The organism is Duganella sp. GW821-FHT07G03, from assembly GCF_059418605.1.
In genome coordinates, this window is record NZ_JBWKQE010000008.1 from 1 (window position 1) to 15,074 (window position 15,074).

At 62.7% G+C, this 15,074-nt stretch carries 17 protein-coding genes; 8 read left to right on the forward strand and 9 right to left on the reverse strand.

Annotated elements, in window-relative coordinates; genetic code table 11:
* Nucleotides 1-80: 80 nt before the first annotated feature.
* From arsH to AC07OK_RS12465, 5 genes are all read right to left on the reverse strand, one after another.
* Complete coding sequence (gene arsH, locus AC07OK_RS12445; protein ID WP_494690604.1) at nt 81-785, reverse strand: arsenical resistance protein ArsH; 705 nt, start codon at nt 783-785, stop codon at nt 81-83.
* 11 nt (nt 786-796) lie between these two features.
* Nucleotides 797-2,077: an arsenic transporter gene (locus AC07OK_RS12450; RefSeq protein ID WP_494690605.1), complete on the reverse strand. Its 1,281-nt coding sequence runs from the start codon at nt 2,075-2,077 to the stop codon at nt 797-799.
* Nucleotides 2,077-2,559, reverse strand: coding sequence for an arsenate reductase ArsC (locus AC07OK_RS12455; protein ID WP_494690606.1), 483 nt, complete (start codon nt 2,557-2,559; stop codon nt 2,077-2,079). Before AC07OK_RS12455 ends, AC07OK_RS12450 begins: the two co-directional genes overlap by 1 nt.
* On the reverse strand, nt 2,556-2,870 hold the full coding sequence (locus AC07OK_RS12460) for an ArsR/SmtB family transcription factor (RefSeq protein ID WP_494690607.1): 315 nt from the start codon (nt 2,868-2,870) through the stop codon (nt 2,556-2,558). Before AC07OK_RS12460 ends, AC07OK_RS12455 begins: the two co-directional genes overlap by 4 nt.
* 110 nt (nt 2,871-2,980) lie before the next feature.
* Nucleotides 2,981-3,451: an Lrp/AsnC family transcriptional regulator gene (locus AC07OK_RS12465; RefSeq protein WP_494690608.1), complete on the reverse strand. Its 471-nt coding sequence runs from the start codon at nt 3,449-3,451 to the stop codon at nt 2,981-2,983.
* Nucleotides 3,452-3,572: 121 nt separating this feature from the next.
* Here AC07OK_RS12465 and AC07OK_RS12470 point away from each other — a divergent pair, with 121 nt between their 5' ends.
* From AC07OK_RS12470 to AC07OK_RS12480, 3 genes are all read left to right on the forward strand, one after another.
* A complete protein-coding gene (locus AC07OK_RS12470) occupies nt 3,573-3,752 on the forward strand; it encodes a hypothetical protein (protein WP_494690609.1) in 180 nt (59 codons plus the stop codon).
* A gap of 39 nt (nt 3,753-3,791) precedes the next feature.
* Complete coding sequence (locus AC07OK_RS12475) at nt 3,792-4,037, forward strand: DUF1272 domain-containing protein (protein WP_494690610.1); 246 nt, start codon at nt 3,792-3,794, stop codon at nt 4,035-4,037.
* Between the two features lie 94 nt (nt 4,038-4,131).
* Nucleotides 4,132-4,482 carry a gamma-glutamylcyclotransferase family protein gene (locus tag AC07OK_RS12480; RefSeq protein ID WP_494690611.1) on the forward strand — a complete coding sequence of 117 codons (351 nt, stop codon included), beginning with the start codon at nt 4,132-4,134 and terminating at the stop codon, nt 4,480-4,482.
* A 337-nt stretch (nt 4,483-4,819) separates the two neighbouring features.
* On the opposite strand, the gene AC07OK_RS12485 is transcribed toward AC07OK_RS12480, so the two are convergent.
* Both AC07OK_RS12485 and AC07OK_RS12490 read right to left on the reverse strand, forming a co-directional pair.
* The gene (locus tag AC07OK_RS12485) at nt 4,820-5,737 is read right to left on the reverse strand and encodes a YihY/virulence factor BrkB family protein (RefSeq protein WP_494690612.1); all 918 of its coding nucleotides are present in this window, start codon (nt 5,735-5,737) and stop codon (nt 4,820-4,822) included.
* 20 nt (nt 5,738-5,757) lie between these two features.
* A complete protein-coding gene (locus AC07OK_RS12490; RefSeq protein ID WP_494690613.1) occupies nt 5,758-7,482 on the reverse strand; it encodes an ABC transporter substrate-binding protein in 1,725 nt (574 codons plus the stop codon).
* 108 nt (nt 7,483-7,590) lie between these two features.
* Between AC07OK_RS12490 and AC07OK_RS12495 the strand changes: the two genes are divergently transcribed.
* Together AC07OK_RS12495 and AC07OK_RS12500 are read left to right on the forward strand one after the other, a co-directional pair.
* The gene (locus AC07OK_RS12495; protein ID WP_494690614.1) at nt 7,591-8,829 is read left to right on the forward strand and encodes a nucleoside recognition domain-containing protein; all 1,239 of its coding nucleotides are present in this window, start codon (nt 7,591-7,593) and stop codon (nt 8,827-8,829) included.
* Nucleotides 8,830-8,840: 11 nt separating this feature from the next.
* On the forward strand, nt 8,841-10,394 hold the full coding sequence (locus tag AC07OK_RS12500; RefSeq protein ID WP_494690615.1) for a D-alanyl-D-alanine carboxypeptidase/D-alanyl-D-alanine-endopeptidase: 1,554 nt from the start codon (nt 8,841-8,843) through the stop codon (nt 10,392-10,394).
* A gap of 2 nt (nt 10,395-10,396) precedes the next feature.
* Here the strand turns inward: AC07OK_RS12500 and AC07OK_RS12505 are convergent, their stop codons facing one another.
* Nucleotides 10,397-11,089: a glutathione S-transferase family protein gene (locus AC07OK_RS12505; RefSeq protein ID WP_494690616.1), complete on the reverse strand. Its 693-nt coding sequence runs from the start codon at nt 11,087-11,089 to the stop codon at nt 10,397-10,399.
* Nucleotides 11,090-11,205: 116 nt separating this feature from the next.
* Between AC07OK_RS12505 and AC07OK_RS12510 the strand changes: the two genes are divergently transcribed.
* Together AC07OK_RS12510 and AC07OK_RS12515 are read left to right on the forward strand one after the other, a co-directional pair.
* Nucleotides 11,206-12,099, forward strand: a complete 894-nt coding sequence (locus AC07OK_RS12510) for a LysR family transcriptional regulator (RefSeq protein ID WP_494690617.1) — start codon at nt 11,206-11,208, stop codon at nt 12,097-12,099.
* Nucleotides 12,100-12,109: 10 nt separating this feature from the next.
* Entirely contained in the window at nt 12,110-13,078 is a 969-nt protein-coding gene (locus tag AC07OK_RS12515; RefSeq protein ID WP_494690618.1) for an aspartyl protease family protein, read from the forward strand.
* 10 nt (nt 13,079-13,088) lie between these two features.
* Here the strand turns inward: AC07OK_RS12515 and AC07OK_RS12520 are convergent, their stop codons facing one another.
* Nucleotides 13,089-14,012: a LysR family transcriptional regulator gene (locus AC07OK_RS12520; protein ID WP_494690619.1), complete on the reverse strand. Its 924-nt coding sequence runs from the start codon at nt 14,010-14,012 to the stop codon at nt 13,089-13,091.
* A gap of 83 nt (nt 14,013-14,095) precedes the next feature.
* Between AC07OK_RS12520 and AC07OK_RS12525 the strand changes: the two genes are divergently transcribed.
* Nucleotides 14,096-15,073, forward strand: a complete 978-nt coding sequence (locus AC07OK_RS12525) for an aldo/keto reductase (RefSeq protein ID WP_217941552.1) — start codon at nt 14,096-14,098, stop codon at nt 15,071-15,073.
* The last annotated feature ends 1 nt before the right edge of the window (nt 15,074 follow it).

The window sequence follows — 15,074 nt, forward strand, 5'->3', positions numbered from 1 at the left end:
CACCATCGCTCTTGGCGAGCTGAGATCGTTAATCGCTATCTTCAAAATTTGAGGGGAAGGTTCAGGACTTGACCCCCATGTTAAATCTTTCCCAGTTGTCGGTTGATCGACTTCACCGAACGCTCGTTGCGCTCGCTGTAGCGGTCGGTCAGGTAATCGGTGCGGCCGCGCAAGAGCAAGGTCATCTTGTACAGCTCCTCCATCACATCCACTACCCGCTCATAGTAACCGGAAGGACGCATGCGGCCGGCATCGTCGAATTCCTTGTAGGCCATCGGCACCGACGACTGGTTGGGTATCGTGAACATGCGCATCCAGCGCCCCAGCAGCCGCAGCGTGTTGACCACGTTGAACGATTGCGATCCGCCGCATACCTGCATCACGGCCAAGGTGCGCCCCTGGCTGGGACGCAGCGCGCCTTGCTCCAGCGGTATCCAGTCGATCTGGTTCTTCATCACCGCCGTGATGGCGCCGTGCCGCTCCGGGCTGCACCATACCTGGCCTTCGGACCATAGCGACAAGGCGCGTAGCTCCTGCACCTTGGGATGATCTTCCGATATACTGCCCGCCATCGGCAACTCGGTCGGATCGAAGATTTTCACCTCGGCGCCGAAGTGCTCAAGGATGCGCGCCGCCTCTTCAGTCAGGAAGCGGCTGAACGAGCGCTCGCGCAGCGAGCCATACAGCATCAGGATGCGCGGCGGATGATCGAAGTCGCCGACCGGCGCCAGCTTGTCCAGGGTCGGCGTCTCCAGCAGCGCTGGATTGATGTTGGGCAGATCCATGTTTCCCCCTCTCAGTTCAAACGCACAGCCAGCGCCGCCAGCGTGACCAGCAGCACCGGCAAGGTCAGGCAGATGCCGACGCGGAAGTAGTAGCCCCACGAAATCTTGATGCCCTTGTTTTCCAGCACGTGCAGCCACAGCAGCGTAGCCAGGCTGCCGATCGGCGTAATCTTCGGTCCCAGGTCGCTGCCGATGACGTTGGCGTAGACCATGGCCTCGCGCACCACGCCCTGCGCAGTGGACGCGTCGATCGACAGCGCGCCGATCAGCACCGTCGGCAGGTTGTTCATGATCGACGACAGGATCGCCGTGATAAAGCCGGTCCCCAGCGCCGCGCCCCACACACCATGCTGCGCGCAGGCGTTGAGCGCCGCCGTCAGGTAGTCGGTCAGGCCGGCGTTGCGCAGTCCGTACACCACCAGGTACATGCCCAGCGAGAACACCACGATCTGCCACGGCGCATTGCCGATCACCTCGCGCGTCGAGATGCGATGACCGCGCGCCGCCACCAGCAACAGCATGGCCGCGCCGACGGCCGAGGTGGCGCTGATCGGCACACCCAGATCCTCCAGCCAGAAGAAGCCGATCAACAACAAACCCAGCACCCACCAGCCGGTCACGAAGGTCGCGCGGTCGTGGATCGCGTCTTCCGGCCGCTTGACCTGCGCCAGATCGTAGTCCGCCGGGATATCGCGGCGGAAGAACCACAGCAGCACCGCCAAGGTGGCCGCCACGGCGACAACGTTCACCGGCACCATCACCGCCGCATAGCGCGCGAAGCTGACGTTGAAGTAATCGGCCGAGACGATGTTGACCAGGTTGGACACCACCAGCGGCAAGCTGGCCGTGTCGGCGACGAAGCCGGCCGCCATCACGAACGCCAGCATGGCCTTGCCCGAGAATTTCAGCTCGCGCAGCATGGCGATGACGATGGGCGTGAGGATCAGCGCCGCGCCATCATTGGCGAACAGCGCCGACACCGCCGCCCCCAGCAGCACGAACATCGCGAACAGCAGCTTGCCGCTGCCGCGTCCCCAGCGCGCCACGTGCAGCGCGGCCCACTCGAAGAAGCCGGCCTTGTCCAGCAACAGGCTGATGATGATGATCGCCACGAAGGTGCCGGTGGCGTTCCACACGATGTGCCACACCACGGGGATATCGCCGACGTGGATCACGCCGGCCAGCAGCGCCACGCAGGCGCCGGCCACCGCGCTCCAGCCTATGCCCAAGCCGCGCGGTTGCCAGATGACGAGGGTCAGCGTCGCCAGGAAAATCAGGAAGGCGACCAGCATCAGGCCACGCTCAAGCCGCCGATGCGGTCCAGCTCCAGCTTGAATGCAGCCTTGTCGGCCGCCAGCTGCGCCAGCGGCAACGCCAGGAACGCCTCGATGCGCGCGCGGATGATGCGGTAGGCCAGTTCAAACGCGGTCTCGATTTCTTCGTCGGTGCCGACCACATGGCTGGGATCGTCCACGCCCCAATGCGCGCGCAGCACCTGACCCAGATAGGCAGGGCAAGTCTCGCCGGCCGCGCTGCCGCAGACGGTGATGACGATATCCGGCGTCACCGGCAAATCGTTCCACGACTTGCTGTAATAGCCTTCGGTGGAAATCCCCTTGCGGGTGAGCAGCGCCACCGCGCGCGGGTGCAAGGCACCAGCAGGCTGGCTGCCGGCGCTGATCGCGCGCCAGCCCTCCGGCGCCAGATGATTGAAGACACCTTCGCTCAACACCGAGCGGCAGGAATTACCGGTACAGAGAAACAGAACATTCATGGGGAGCATTCAGAGACGCCGCAGGGCAGGCCGCCGCAGCAGTTTTCGGTGAGGAATCCGATCAGGCCGTTCATTGCGCCCACATCGGCCGTGTAGATGACGAAGCGGCCATCCTGGCGCGAACCGACCATGCCGGCATGGCTCAGCTCCTTCAAGTGAAAGGATAGCGACGACGGCGAAATATCGAGCCGTTCGCCGATTTTGCTGGCCGCCATGCCTTCCGGCCCCACCTGCACCAGCAGGCGGAACACGGCCAGCCGGCTGTCCTGGGCCAGCGACGACAGGGCCGCCAAAGCTTGTTTAGTATCCATGCCGCCATGCTAGCGCAATTGATTCGATAATTCAAATAATATCGAAATGATTTGGCGGCAACACGATGACCCATCTGGCTACCGCCGCTGCCGCACAGGCCTTGCAGCCTTTAGAGAGACGACACGGCGTCCGGGAGTTGATCCCCGGGCAAGCGCGGACGGCTTTCTAATTGCGAGGAAAGGACGATCGAAGTCGTTGTTTTTCCGATGGTTCCCAGCGCTTGAATCAGCGTTTGCAGGTGTTCAGGTCCAGTGACGGCAAGGCGGATCAGGGCGCAATGATTGCCAGTCGTTGCATGCAGTGCCAGCACTTCCGGGTGCGAGGCGGCCCAGTTATCGAGCGCATCGTGCGAATCGACCGTGATATGGATAAACGCTTCAAAACTATAGCCCATCGCCCGCAAATTCAATCGCGCGGTAAAGCCTTCGATAATGTGCGCCTCCTCAAGCCGGCGCACCCGCTCGGCGACAGCTGGCGAGGTAAGGTGAATTCTTCGGCCGATCTCCGAATAGCTCAGCCGTGCGTCTGTTTGTAAAATAGCAAGAATTTTCCGATCATAGGCGTCAAATACAAATTTCAAAGAAAACCTCTCAAAAAACCGTTATTTGCCCACTTCTTCACGATAAAAACCATGAATGTTGCGTTGCTAACAACACTGGCGAACCCTATCATATCCATCTTTCATCGCCAAGGTAAGGCCTATGCAGCAGGTCATTGAAATCAGCCAGAGCCAGGAACAATTCTACGGCAGCGCTGCCTGGACGAACGGACCGCGCGACGCGATCATGGCCTGTATCGACTCCTATACGACGGTGGTGATCGAAGCGGACCAGGGTACGATCGACGGTCTTAGGTATTTGCCACCTTCCATCGCGTCATGAACATCAATCAAAATAAATTCCACAACAGAGGAGAGCACCATGCTGCAAATGAGACCTAGCTGTGAATGCTGTGACAAAGACCTTCCCGCGGAGCGATCCGGCGCCCGCATCTGCTCATTCGAATGCACCTTCTGCGAGGCCTGCGCAACGACTTTCTCGGCCAAATGCCCGAACTGTGGCGGTGAACTCGTCGCACGCCCCACTCGTTCGCTTGCCAAGCTCGTCAAAAATCCCGCGTCCGTACAGCGTGTGCACAATCCTGCTGGCTGTTCCAAGGTGGGGTAGCTGCCATGTTGGTCGCGAGTGCCAGCGTGGCTGGCCGATAAACTATCCGTTAGACATCGCGAAACTTAGGTCCGCGCCAACAGAAAGGATACTCATGGCATTGCTCTTCTCCTACGGAACCTTGCAGCAAGAATGCGTCCAGCTCGCCACATTCGGAAGACGCCTCGTGGGGAACGCAGATCTCCTGCTTGGTTTTACGCAGTCTATGGTGAAAATTGAAGACCAAGAGGTCGTAGCCACAAGCGGAAAGACGCACCACCCTATCGTTAGGCTTAGTAACAATGCAGGGGATCGGGTGCAAGGAACAGTGTTTGAAGTCACTGACTCGGAACTCGAACACGCTGACGCATATGAAGTCGATGCCTATAAGCGCGTTTCGGCAAAGCTAGCTTCAGGGGAGCAAGCTTGGGTCTACGTAGATGCTCGCCTTGCTTCTCTTGGCTAGCTTTTCGAAATAAGGCTGGGCAATAAAAAAAAGCCCGCATCTCAGCGGGCTTTGTTCCAATGTATTACCAATGCTTTAATCGTATGCCGGTGTCCAGTGCTATCTGCAAAGTGACTCCAGAGTCTCGGGCGCCCATGCTATCTGCGTGGTGCCCCCAACGTGTAAATCGACCATCGTATTCGGAATTACAACTCCAGGGTTTGCGTCAACTGCGGTTCGGTCTTACACATATCGAACTGCGGCGCTCCTCTTGGACGTGGGACTGTTTTCCGGGATTCCTCCCCAACAACCTCAACCACGAACGTAGTGTAACACAGTTTTTTGTGCGACGCACAAATTATTTTACTTCTGTAGCTTGGGTGGTCATCGGCGCCGGTTCGCGCAGCGTGCGTTGGCGGCCGACCCGCTCGAACTCGGAAATGACCTGGGCGCCGAACAGCAGCAAGGTGGCGCCGATTTCCAGGCTGAACATGACGATGATGGCGGTGGTCATCGAGCCATACACCACGTTCACCTGCGACAAAGTTGAAAAATACCAAACCAGGATGTGGCGCGCCAGTTCCCACAGCAGCGCCGCGGTCACGCCGCCGATCAGCGCGTGCGACAGTGACAGGCGGCCTACCGGCATCACCAGGTAGATCGACGTCAGCACCAGCACCTCGCCGCCCAGGCCCAGCAAGTACAGCAGCACGCCGGAGATGCCGTGCAGCGACCAGCTGTAGCCGAGGAATTGCACGCTTTCCTCGCCCAACACCTGCAAGCTGCCCGCCACCAGCGTCACCAGCAGCATGCCGACACCCAGCGACAGGATGTAGCAGTAGGGCATGATCGCCGAGATCAGGAAGTGCCGGCGCCGTATCTCGACCCGGTGCTTGAAGATGACGCACATGGCGTTTTCCAGCACCGTGAACGCCAGCGAGCTGAAGAAAATCATGCTGACCACCAGCACGCCGCCCATCAGGTCGCGGTGTTCGAGGAAATGGCCGACCTCGGTCACGATGGGCCGGGCTTGTCCCGGCACCAGCCAGTTCAGGTAGCGGCCCAGGGTCGCCAGCAATTCGTCCTGCGCGATGAAATGCGACAACGCGACCACCACCAGCATCACCAGCGGCACGATCGACAGCAGGGAGTAATAGGCGACCGCGCCCGCCAGCAGCAAGCCCTGATTGGCGCGGAAGCCCTTCAGGCATTGCACCAGAAAGTCCATCGGGTGCGCGCTGACGTGCAACAGTGCCCTGCGGTTAAATAGTCTCATGCGGCCATTGTACGCATGGATCAGCGCGCGTTATGTGCGGCTACGTCCAGATAGCGCCAGTTGGTCAGCTCCACCGGATGACGCTGGTAATGCTTCAGCCAAGGCTGCTGCAAGTCGGCGGAAATCGGATGCGTCAGCAGCACCCACGGCGTGTAGGCGTGGATCAGCTGCGCCATCTCGTCGTACAGCGCGGTGCGCTGCGACGAGTCGCCCATGCTGCGGCTCTGCTCGTAGCGCTGGTTGTAGGCGGGCAGGTTGAAGCGGGCGTAATTGGCGCGGCCGCTGTTGGGGCCGTACAGCAGCTGGTAGAAATTCTCGCCGTCGGGGAAGTCGGCGACCCAGTTGGTCTCGAACATCATCACCGAGCCCAGGCGCGAGGCTTTGATGATCTCGGTTTTCTTGTCGCTCTTGAAAGCCACTTTCAGGCCGATGGCGTTCAGGTTCTTGCGCCACAGCTCGTCGCGCAGGCGGCCGACGGTGGACGATTCGCTGTGCATCACCAAGGTCAGCGGCTTGCCGTCGGGCTGGGTACGGAAGCCGTCGGCGGCCTTGCGGTAGCCGTAGCGTTCCAGCAGCGCGTTGGCCAGCGCGGGATCGTAGGCGACCGGGCTGCGATAGGCCGGATCGTAGCCCAGCACGTTCGGCGGCAGCGGTGTCGCGGCCGGCAGCGCCAGGCCCTTCTTCATCAGCACCACATCCTCGCCGCTGTTGTAGCCCAGCGCGATGGCGCGGCGCAAGGCCAGCTTCTCCTTGCTGTAGCCGCCGATCAGCGGGTCGTCCATGTTCATCCACATGTAGTAGGTTTGCAGCACCGGGAAGGGCGACAGCACCATGCCCTGTTTGGCCAGCGCCGGTTTCAGGGTCGGCTTGGCGTCGGCGGCCAGCACCATGTCCTTCATCGATTCCGGCAGCTGTTCGAGGAAATCGAATTCGCCGTTCAGGAAGCCGAGCACGCGCGACTGGTATTCCTCGACGATCTTGATGTCGACCTGGTCCAGCAGCGGCAGGCGCCGGCCCTGGAACATCGTCGGCCGGAAGTCGCGGTTGGCCAGCAAAGTGATCTGGTCGCTGTGCTTCCATCGGCCCATCATGAAGGGGCCGGTGCCGACCGGGTGGTTGCCGGCCTGCGCGCCGTAAGCCTCCATCACCTCGCGCGCGACCACGGCGGTGGACGGCGTCGCCAGGTAGAACAGGAAGTTGGGATCGGCGGCGTTGAGCTTGATGCGCAGGGTGAACTTGTCCAGCGCTTGCAGGCCGGCGATGTTGCTGTCGTAGCTGAACTTGGTCTTCAGCGCCTCGTCGCCGGCGATCTTGCCTTCCAACAGAAACAGCCACGGCGACTTCAGCGTCGGATCGTACAAGCGCTTCAGGCTGTAGACGTAGTCCTGCGCGGTCACTTGGCGATGCACGCCCTTGAAGGCCGGATCGGGCGTGAAGTAGATGTCCTGGCGCAGGTGGAAGGTGTAGCTCAGGCCGTTGTCTTCCACGGTCGGCATGGCGCTCAGCGTGTTCGCTTGCAGTTTGACGGGACGGGCCAGGTAGTCGTAGCGCAGCAGCGGGTCGAACAGGTTTTCCAGCAGGCTGAGGCTGGCGATATCGGACGCCACGGCCGGATCGAGGCCCGTCTCGCCGGTGCTCAGGAAGGCGTGCAGGACCTTGGGCACCGCAGCAGCAGGTGGCTCGGCAGCGGCGAGGCCAGAGGATAACGCCAGCGCCAGCAGGGCTGCGGCATAACTTTTGGGCATCAGGTCCCTTCCACATCGCATACGTAAAGCGGCAGCTTATAACTTTTTTGACAGGCTTACCCGCTATACTTTGCAAATCGCCCACTGCTTTCAGGAAAATTTCTAGATATGTCGCTCAATTACATCTGGTCCGGCTTCTTCCTGATCGGCTTTGCGGCCGCGCTGGTGCAGTTCCTCCTGACGGGCGACACCGAAATTTTCAAGCGCATCATCGACGGCACCTTCGACTCAGCCAAGGCCGCCGTGATGGACATCGCGCTGCCGCTGGCCGGCGTGATGACGCTGTGGCTGGGCATCATGAACATCGGCGAAAAGGCCGGCGCCATCGACCTGCTGGCGCGGCTGATCGCACCGTTCTTCTCGCGCATCTTCCCGGGCGTGCCGAAGAATCATCCGGCCACCGGCCACATGGTGATGAACTTCTCGGCCAACCTGCTGGGCCTGGACAACGCCGCCACGCCGTTCGGCCTGAAGGCCATGGAAAGCCTGCAAACACTCAACCCCAGCAAGGACGAGCCGACCGACGCCCAGATCATGTTCCTGGTGCTGCACACCTCCGGCCTGACCCTGATCCCGCTGGCCATCATGGCGCAGCGCTCGATCCTGGGCGCGGCCGATCCGTCCGACATCTTCATCCCCTGCATGATCGCGACCTATGTGGCGACCGTCACCGGCATCATCGCCGTCGCCATCCGCCAGCGCATCAACCTGTTCAATGGCGTGGTGCTGAGCTGGCTGGGCGGCATGACGGCCGCCATCGCCGGCATGGTGTTTTACTTCACGCACTACCTGACCAAGATCGAGATCGAACTGTTCTCCAAGGTCTTCAGCAACCTGGTGTTGATGGTGGTGATCGCCGGCTTCATCATCGGCGCGCTGCGGCGCAAGGTCAACGTCTACGAAGCCTTTATCGAAGGCGCCAAGGGCGGCATCCAGACTTCGATCACCGTGATTCCCTACCTGGTCGGCATGCTGGTGGCGATCAGCGTGATCCGCAACGCCGGCGTGTTCGCCTATGCGGTGGACGGCTTCAGCTGGCTGTTCGGCCAGCTGGGCGTCAACACCGATTTCGTGCCATCGCTGCCGACCGCGCTGATGAAGCCGCTCAGCGGCAGCGCCGCCAAGGCCATGATGATCGACACCATGCGCACCTATGGCGTGGATTCGTTTGTCGGCCGCCTGGCCTGCGTGTTCAACGGCTCGGCCGACACCACCTTCTACATCGTCGCGCTGTACTTCGGCTCGGTGGGCATACGCAAGACACGCTACGCGATTTCCTGCGGCCTGATCGCCGACCTGGCCGGCGTCATCGCCGCCATCTTCGTCTCTTACGTCTTCTTCCATTGAACAAGGTCGCCATGTTCCGTCGCCTCATCCTCGCCGCGCTGCTTGCTACCAGCACCGCCGGCACCGCCCACGCCGCCGACCTGCCGGAGCCCATCAGCGCGCTGCTGCAAGCGGCGCATATTCCGCCGGAAGGCGCCGGCATCGTCGTGCTGCGCGGCGACACCACGCTGGTCTCGCACAACGCTCAGCAGAGCATGCAGCCGGCCTCCACCATGAAGCTGTTCACCACGATGACGGCATTGGAACAATTGGGGCCGGCCTTCCGTGGCCGCACCGAATTCCGCACCAGCGCCGAGCTGGTCAACGGCGTGCTGCAAGGCGACCTGATCCTGCGCGGCGGCGGCGATGTCGATCTCAACGAGGACGTGCTGCTGCACATGCTGCAAGCGCTGCGCAACCAGGGCATCCGCAAGATCAAGGGCGATGTGATCCTGGACCGTCAACTGTTCCAGCCGGCGCGGCCGGATGTGGGCCAGCCGCCGTTCGACGAATTCCCGTGGGCCTACTACAACGTGATCCCCGATGCGCTGCTGACCAACACCAATCTGCTGAAAGTGGAGATGCGCTCGACCGGCAACAAGGTGGGCCTGGTGATGATGCCGGAGATGGACAAGGTCAGCATCCGCTCGGACATGAAGCTCAGCGACGCGCCGTGCGCTTCATGGGAGCAGGGCTGGCGTTCGCCGGACGTTGCGCGCAGCGGCGATAAGATCGAGGTGGTGCTGCATGGCAGCTATCCTAAGAACTGCATCAAGTCGACCAGCGTCGACGTGCTGGACCATCACGACTATCTGGAGCGCTTGCTGCGCGCCACCTGGCGCAAGCTGGGCGGCAGCATAGTCGGCGACGTGCGCGAGGCCAGCGTGTCAGCGGCCTCACCAACCGCCAGCGTGACTACCTCGGCCACCACGAGCGACGCAGCGTCCGAGACCGCGCCTGCCGACGCGCCAACGTCGCCCCCGGCCACCCGCCTGCTGGCCGAACACGTCTCCCGTCCGCTGCCGGAAATTCTACGCGACATCAACAAATTTTCCGACAACACCCTGGCCCGCACAGTGTTCCTGATGCTGGGCAGCCTGCAAGCCGACCCCGTGCTGGGCAGCCGCCCGATCGCGCTCGACGGCAGCCAGGCCAGCACGCCGATGCGCGCCGAAACCGCGATCCGCGGCTGGCTGCAAAACCAGCGCATCGACGCCAACGGCCTGGTCTTCGACAACGGCTCCGGCCTGTCGCGCACCGAGCACGCCACGCCGGCGCAACTGGCGGGCATACTGCAAGCGGGCCTGAAGAGCCTGTGGATGCCCGAGTTCCTGTCCAGCCTGCCGATCGCCGCCACCGATGGCACCATGCGCAAGCGCCTCAAGGACAGCCCGGCCGCACTGCGCGCCCGCATCAAGACCGGCAGCCTGAAGAGCGTGATCGCCATCGCCGGCTACGTCACCGACGCCAACAACCAGCCCTGCATCGTGGTCGCCATCCTGAACGATGAGCACGTGGCCAACGGCGCCGGCCGCACCGTGCTGGACGGCGTGATCGACTGGGTGGCCCGCAACGGGCGACCTTAAGCTCACGTCGGCACTGCTTCGCCTGGCAGATTGTGACGGAACAGCGCCGCCAAAGTTTCGGCGTCAAATTCGGCCTTGTAGGGTTGGGCGTCCTTCAAGGCCTCGGCACGTTGGGCGGCCGGACGGGCATTGACGGCGTCGAACCAGCGTTTGACGTTGGGCAGCGCCGCCCACGCCTGCTCGCCCAGCACGAACGGGATCACTCGCGCCCAACCCCATACGGCCATGTCGACGATGGTGTAGCTATCGCCCAGCATGTATGCGCGCTGGCTCAGGCGCTGGTCGAGGATGCGCCAATGGCGCCACGCTTCAAAGGTATAGCGGTTGACGGCATAGTCATTGGGCTGCGGCGCGAAAAACTTGAAGTGCCCCAACTGGCCGCACATCGGCGCCAGGCCGGTGGCCAGGAACATCAGCCAGGAGTGCATCTCGGCGCGTTCGACGGGCGTGCCGGGCAGGAAGCGCCCGGTCTTTTCGGCAAGGTACAGCAGTATCGCGTTGCTGTCGAAGACGGTCGCGGCGCCGTCGACCAGCGCCGGCGTCTTGGCATTCGGATTGATGGCCAGATAGGCGGGGAGGTGCTGCTCCCCCCGGTGCGTGTCGACCAGCACCAGTTCGTAAGGCAGCGCGCTCTCCTCCAGAAACAATGCAACCTTGGCCGGGTTGGGCGACGGATGGTAGTAGAACTTCATCATGGACGATCCTTGTAGATGGTTGAAAATCAGCCGTCACGATAAGTCAGTCCTGCGGCCTGTGACAGTCGGCAAAAACGATTAACATTCATTCCAGATTTGAATGAATGGAACCGACTATGGATCGCCTGCTTGCCATGCATGTGTTTGTACGCGTCGCGGAAACGGGGACGTTTTCAGCCGTCGCCAGGGAACGCAACACCACCCAAAGCGCTATCAGCAAGCAGGTGGCCGCGCTTGAACAACATCTGGGCGTGCGCTTGCTCACCCGTTCGACGCGCGCGCTGGCGCTGACCGACGATGGCCGCCGCTATTTCGATCAGGCGCGCCGGCTGGTGGCCGAGGTGGCGGAGGCGGAACGGCAGCTGCGTCATGGCACGCATCGACTGGAAGGGGCCATGCGCATCGCCGCGCCGGTCGGCTTCGGCTTGCGGGTCCTGATGCCGCTGGTGAAACGCTTCCTGGCGGAACACTCATCGGTGCGGATCGACCTGCGCTTGCACGACCACTACATTGATCTGGTCGAGCAAGGCATCGACATGGCGGTGCGCATCGGCCACCTGGCCGACAGCGCGCTGATCGCGCGCGGCATCGGGCGCAGCCAGGGCACCTTGATGGCCAGCACATCCTATCCGGCGGCGCTGTCGACGCCCACCGAGCTGTTGCTGCATTGCTGCATTGTGTACACCGAATTGAGCAGCAAAAACGTGTGGCACTTTTCGCACGCCGACGGGCGCGAGGTCGCGGTCGCGGTGACTGGCGCCTTGCAGAGCAATAGTTCGGAAGTGGTGCGCGCCGCGCTGCTCGACGGCATGGGCATCGCCTACGCCCCCAGTTGGATGGTGAAGCAGGAGCTGGCCGAGGGGCGGGTGCGTCCACTGCTGCCTGATTGGGCAATTGCGCCGCTGCCGATCAATCTGGTCTGGCCCCAGCATCGCCAACAGGTCGCCAGGGTGCGCGCCTTCGCCGATTTCCTGGCCGGCGCGCTGGCGGACAGCGGCGGGCCGGTCTAATGCAGTCGGAATGTGGAATAGTCTATTGCGGCCGGTGACGATATTCGCCATCGCACCGGCATGGTACGTTAGCGTCATGTTCACCTCCTCCACACACAAATCGGCGCTGTCGTTGGCCACGTCCTGCATCGCTGCAGCCTGCTTGCTGGCCTCTTCGCTGGCCTACGGCGCGGCCGGGCACGCGCATACGCTGCCATCGAGGTTCCAGAAAGGTCTGGTCTACCTGAAGATTTCGGTCAACGATCAGCCGGACGCATGGATGATGCTCGATACCGGCACAACTGAATCGATCATCGACACCGATTATGCGAAGACGATAGGACTCAGGCTGACCGCCAGCGCGGAGGCCCAGTCCACCTTCGGCACGACAAAACCGACCACCTTCGACACCGACACGGTCCATGTGCGCGCCGGGCACGAGCCCGCCAAAACCGTATTGTTCCAGTCGATCGGCATGGATGGAATGAGCGGGCCGGAGGGCATGCCCGTCGCAGGCATGCTGGGCCGCACTTTCCTGGAAGGGAAATCCATCGTGATCGATTACCTGCGCGAAGAAGTCTACTTCGAGACGCCGCAGCCAACCTCCCGCCACGACGTGGCCATGGCGCTCGACACCGGCATCCCCATCATCAAGCTGACCATGGCCGGACAACAGGTGAACGCCTTGATCGACACCGGCGGCACCTATGGCATCATCATCACCCCCGCAACGGCCAAGTCGTTGGGCATCGAGGCCCTGATGGACATGGCCAAGCCGGTTCCCACGATGGGACATGGCGGCGCCCAATCCATCGTGGTCGGCAAGGCGCCGCCCTTTTCGGTCGGCGGCCTGAAGGTGCATGACCTGAAGGCCGCGTACACCACCTTCGGCACCGCCACCGACACCATAGGCGCCGGCGTATCGCTGGGTGTTGGCTTCCTGAAGAAATACAAGGTGACCTTCAACTACGTGGCACACACCGTGCGCTTCGAATCCTGACCGCGCGTCCTCATCCCGGCAACCCTTGCTCCACCAGATAGTCGATAAACGCCCGCACCTTCAACGCCAGATGCGGGCCGGGCATGTAGACCGCATGCACCGTGCCGGCATACGGCTCGTCGAAAATCCACTCCGGCAGCACCTGCCGCACCCGCTGCTGCGCCAGCGCCGGGCGGGCCGTGAAATCCGGCACCAGGCCGATGCCGCCGCCCGCCTCCACCACCGCCATCAAGGCCGCGCTGTTGTTGATCGTCAGCCGCGATGGCACGCGGATGCTGGCCGTCTCGCCGCCGCGCCGCAAACTCCACGCATCGCCGAAGCGCGCGTAGCCCAGGTAGCTGCATTGATGCGCCGGCAGCTCGTGCGGCGATTGCGGCTCGCCATGCGCGTCCAGATACTGCTGCGACGCCACCAGCACATAACTCACCGGCCCCAGCGTGCGCGCCGCCAGTCCCGGCGCCAGCTCGGTCGCGATGCGGATCGCCAGGTCCATGCCTTCCTCGATCAAATCGATCTTGCGGTCCATCAGCTGCAGCTCGACATTGACCTCCGGATAGCGCGCCAGGAAGCCCGGCAGCTTGGGCGCCAGCCACACCTGTCCCAGCACGATGGGCGCGCTGACGCGTATCGTGCCGTTCGGCCGCGCGCTGTAGCTGCCGGCCAGCGCATGCACTTCGCGCGCCGTGCTCACCATACGCACGCAGGCGGCGTGCACCTGCTGCCCCAGCTCGGTCAGCGACAGCGAGCGCGTGGTCCGGTGCAGCAGCCGTCCGCCCATGTGCGCCTCCAGCCGCGACACGTGGCGGCTGACCGCCGACGTGGTCAGCTCCAGCTGCCGCGCCGCCGCCGAGAAACCACCGCTATCGACCACCTGTGCAAAGATGGCCATTTCCTTCAACATTTCCATCGCATCGCCCCACCGTTGCAGCTGCATCAACAATGCTTTGCATTGTAAGCGGATTGTGTATTTTTTGTGCAGCCGCGATACTAAAAGCACCACAACACGCAGGAGTCATCATGAAACAACGCACTTTAGGCAGCCAGGGTCTGACGGTATCGGCGCAGGGTTTGGGCTGCATGGGCATGAGCAACACCTACGGGCCGGCCGACCAGACCGAGGCGGTCGCCACGCTGCACCGGGCGCTGGAACTGGGCGTCAACTTCTTCGACACGGCCGAGCAATACGGCCCCTACGACAATGAGGCGCTGCTGGGCCGCGCCTTCACCGGCCGCCGCAGCGAGGTCATCCTCGCCACCAAGTTCGGCTTCGACATCCGCGACGGCAAGACGGTCGGCGTGACCAGCGATCCGGCCCATATCCGCGAAAAAGTGGAGGGCTCGCTGCGCCGCCTGAACACCGACTACCTCGACCTGCTGTACCAGCACCGCATCGATCCGCTGGTGCCGATCGAGGACGTGGTGGGCGTGATGGCCGACCTGGTCCGCGAAGGCAAGGTGCGCTACCTCGGCCTGTCCGAGGCGGGCGTGGCCAATATCCGCCGCGCCCATGCGGTGCATCCGATCAGCGTGCTGCAAAGCGAGTACTCGCTGTGGGAGCGCAACCTGGAGGCCGACGTGCTGCCGGCGCTGCGCGAACTGGGCATCGGCCTGGTGGCGTTCAGCCCGCTGGGACGGGGTTTCCTGGCCGGCACCGCCAAGCGCGCGGAAGAGTATCCGCCCAGCGATTTCCGCCATCTGGATCCGCGTCTGCAAGGGGAGAACTTCGACCGCAACATGGAAGCGGCCGCCATCGTGCGCGAGCTGGCCGATCATCGGCTGGTCACGCCGGGGCAGATCGCGCTGGCCTGGGCCATGCACAGGGGCGACGATATCGTGACCATTCCCGGCACGCGCCGTCGCACCTTCCTGGAGCAGAACGTGGCCGCGGCGGAGATCACGCTGGATGAGACCGAGATGGCGGTGCTGAACAACGCGCTGAAACAGGTATCCGGCCTGCGCTACAGCAAGGAGCGCATGGCGATGGTGGATCGCTGAC

Coding starts and splice junctions, on each gene's coding strand:
- arsH (WP_494690604.1), bottom strand. CDS start 785: ATGGATCTGCCCAACATCAATCCAGCGCTGCTGGAGACGCCGACCCTG.
- AC07OK_RS12450 (WP_494690605.1), bottom strand. CDS start 2,077: ATGCTGGTCGCCTTCCTGATTTTCCTGGCGACGCTGACCCTCGTCATC.
- AC07OK_RS12455 (WP_494690606.1), bottom strand. CDS start 2,559: ATGAATGTTCTGTTTCTCTGTACCGGTAATTCCTGCCGCTCGGTGTTG.
- AC07OK_RS12460 (WP_494690607.1), bottom strand. CDS start 2,870: ATGGATACTAAACAAGCTTTGGCGGCCCTGTCGTCGCTGGCCCAGGAC.
- AC07OK_RS12470 (WP_494690609.1), top strand. CDS start 3,573: ATGCAGCAGGTCATTGAAATCAGCCAGAGCCAGGAACAATTCTACGGC.
- AC07OK_RS12475 (WP_494690610.1), top strand. CDS start 3,792: ATGCTGCAAATGAGACCTAGCTGTGAATGCTGTGACAAAGACCTTCCC.
- AC07OK_RS12480 (WP_494690611.1), top strand. CDS start 4,132: ATGGCATTGCTCTTCTCCTACGGAACCTTGCAGCAAGAATGCGTCCAG.
- AC07OK_RS12485 (WP_494690612.1), bottom strand. CDS start 5,737: ATGAGACTATTTAACCGCAGGGCACTGTTGCACGTCAGCGCGCACCCG.
- AC07OK_RS12490 (WP_494690613.1), bottom strand. CDS start 7,482: ATGCCCAAAAGTTATGCCGCAGCCCTGCTGGCGCTGGCGTTATCCTCT.
- AC07OK_RS12495 (WP_494690614.1), top strand. CDS start 7,591: ATGTCGCTCAATTACATCTGGTCCGGCTTCTTCCTGATCGGCTTTGCG.
- AC07OK_RS12500 (WP_494690615.1), top strand. CDS start 8,841: ATGTTCCGTCGCCTCATCCTCGCCGCGCTGCTTGCTACCAGCACCGCC.
- AC07OK_RS12505 (WP_494690616.1), bottom strand. CDS start 11,089: ATGATGAAGTTCTACTACCATCCGTCGCCCAACCCGGCCAAGGTTGCA.
- AC07OK_RS12510 (WP_494690617.1), top strand. CDS start 11,206: ATGGATCGCCTGCTTGCCATGCATGTGTTTGTACGCGTCGCGGAAACG.
- AC07OK_RS12515 (WP_494690618.1), top strand. CDS start 12,110: ATGTGGAATAGTCTATTGCGGCCGGTGACGATATTCGCCATCGCACCG.
- AC07OK_RS12520 (WP_494690619.1), bottom strand. CDS start 14,012: ATGCAGCTGCAACGGTGGGGCGATGCGATGGAAATGTTGAAGGAAATG.
- AC07OK_RS12525 (WP_217941552.1), top strand. CDS start 14,096: ATGAAACAACGCACTTTAGGCAGCCAGGGTCTGACGGTATCGGCGCAG.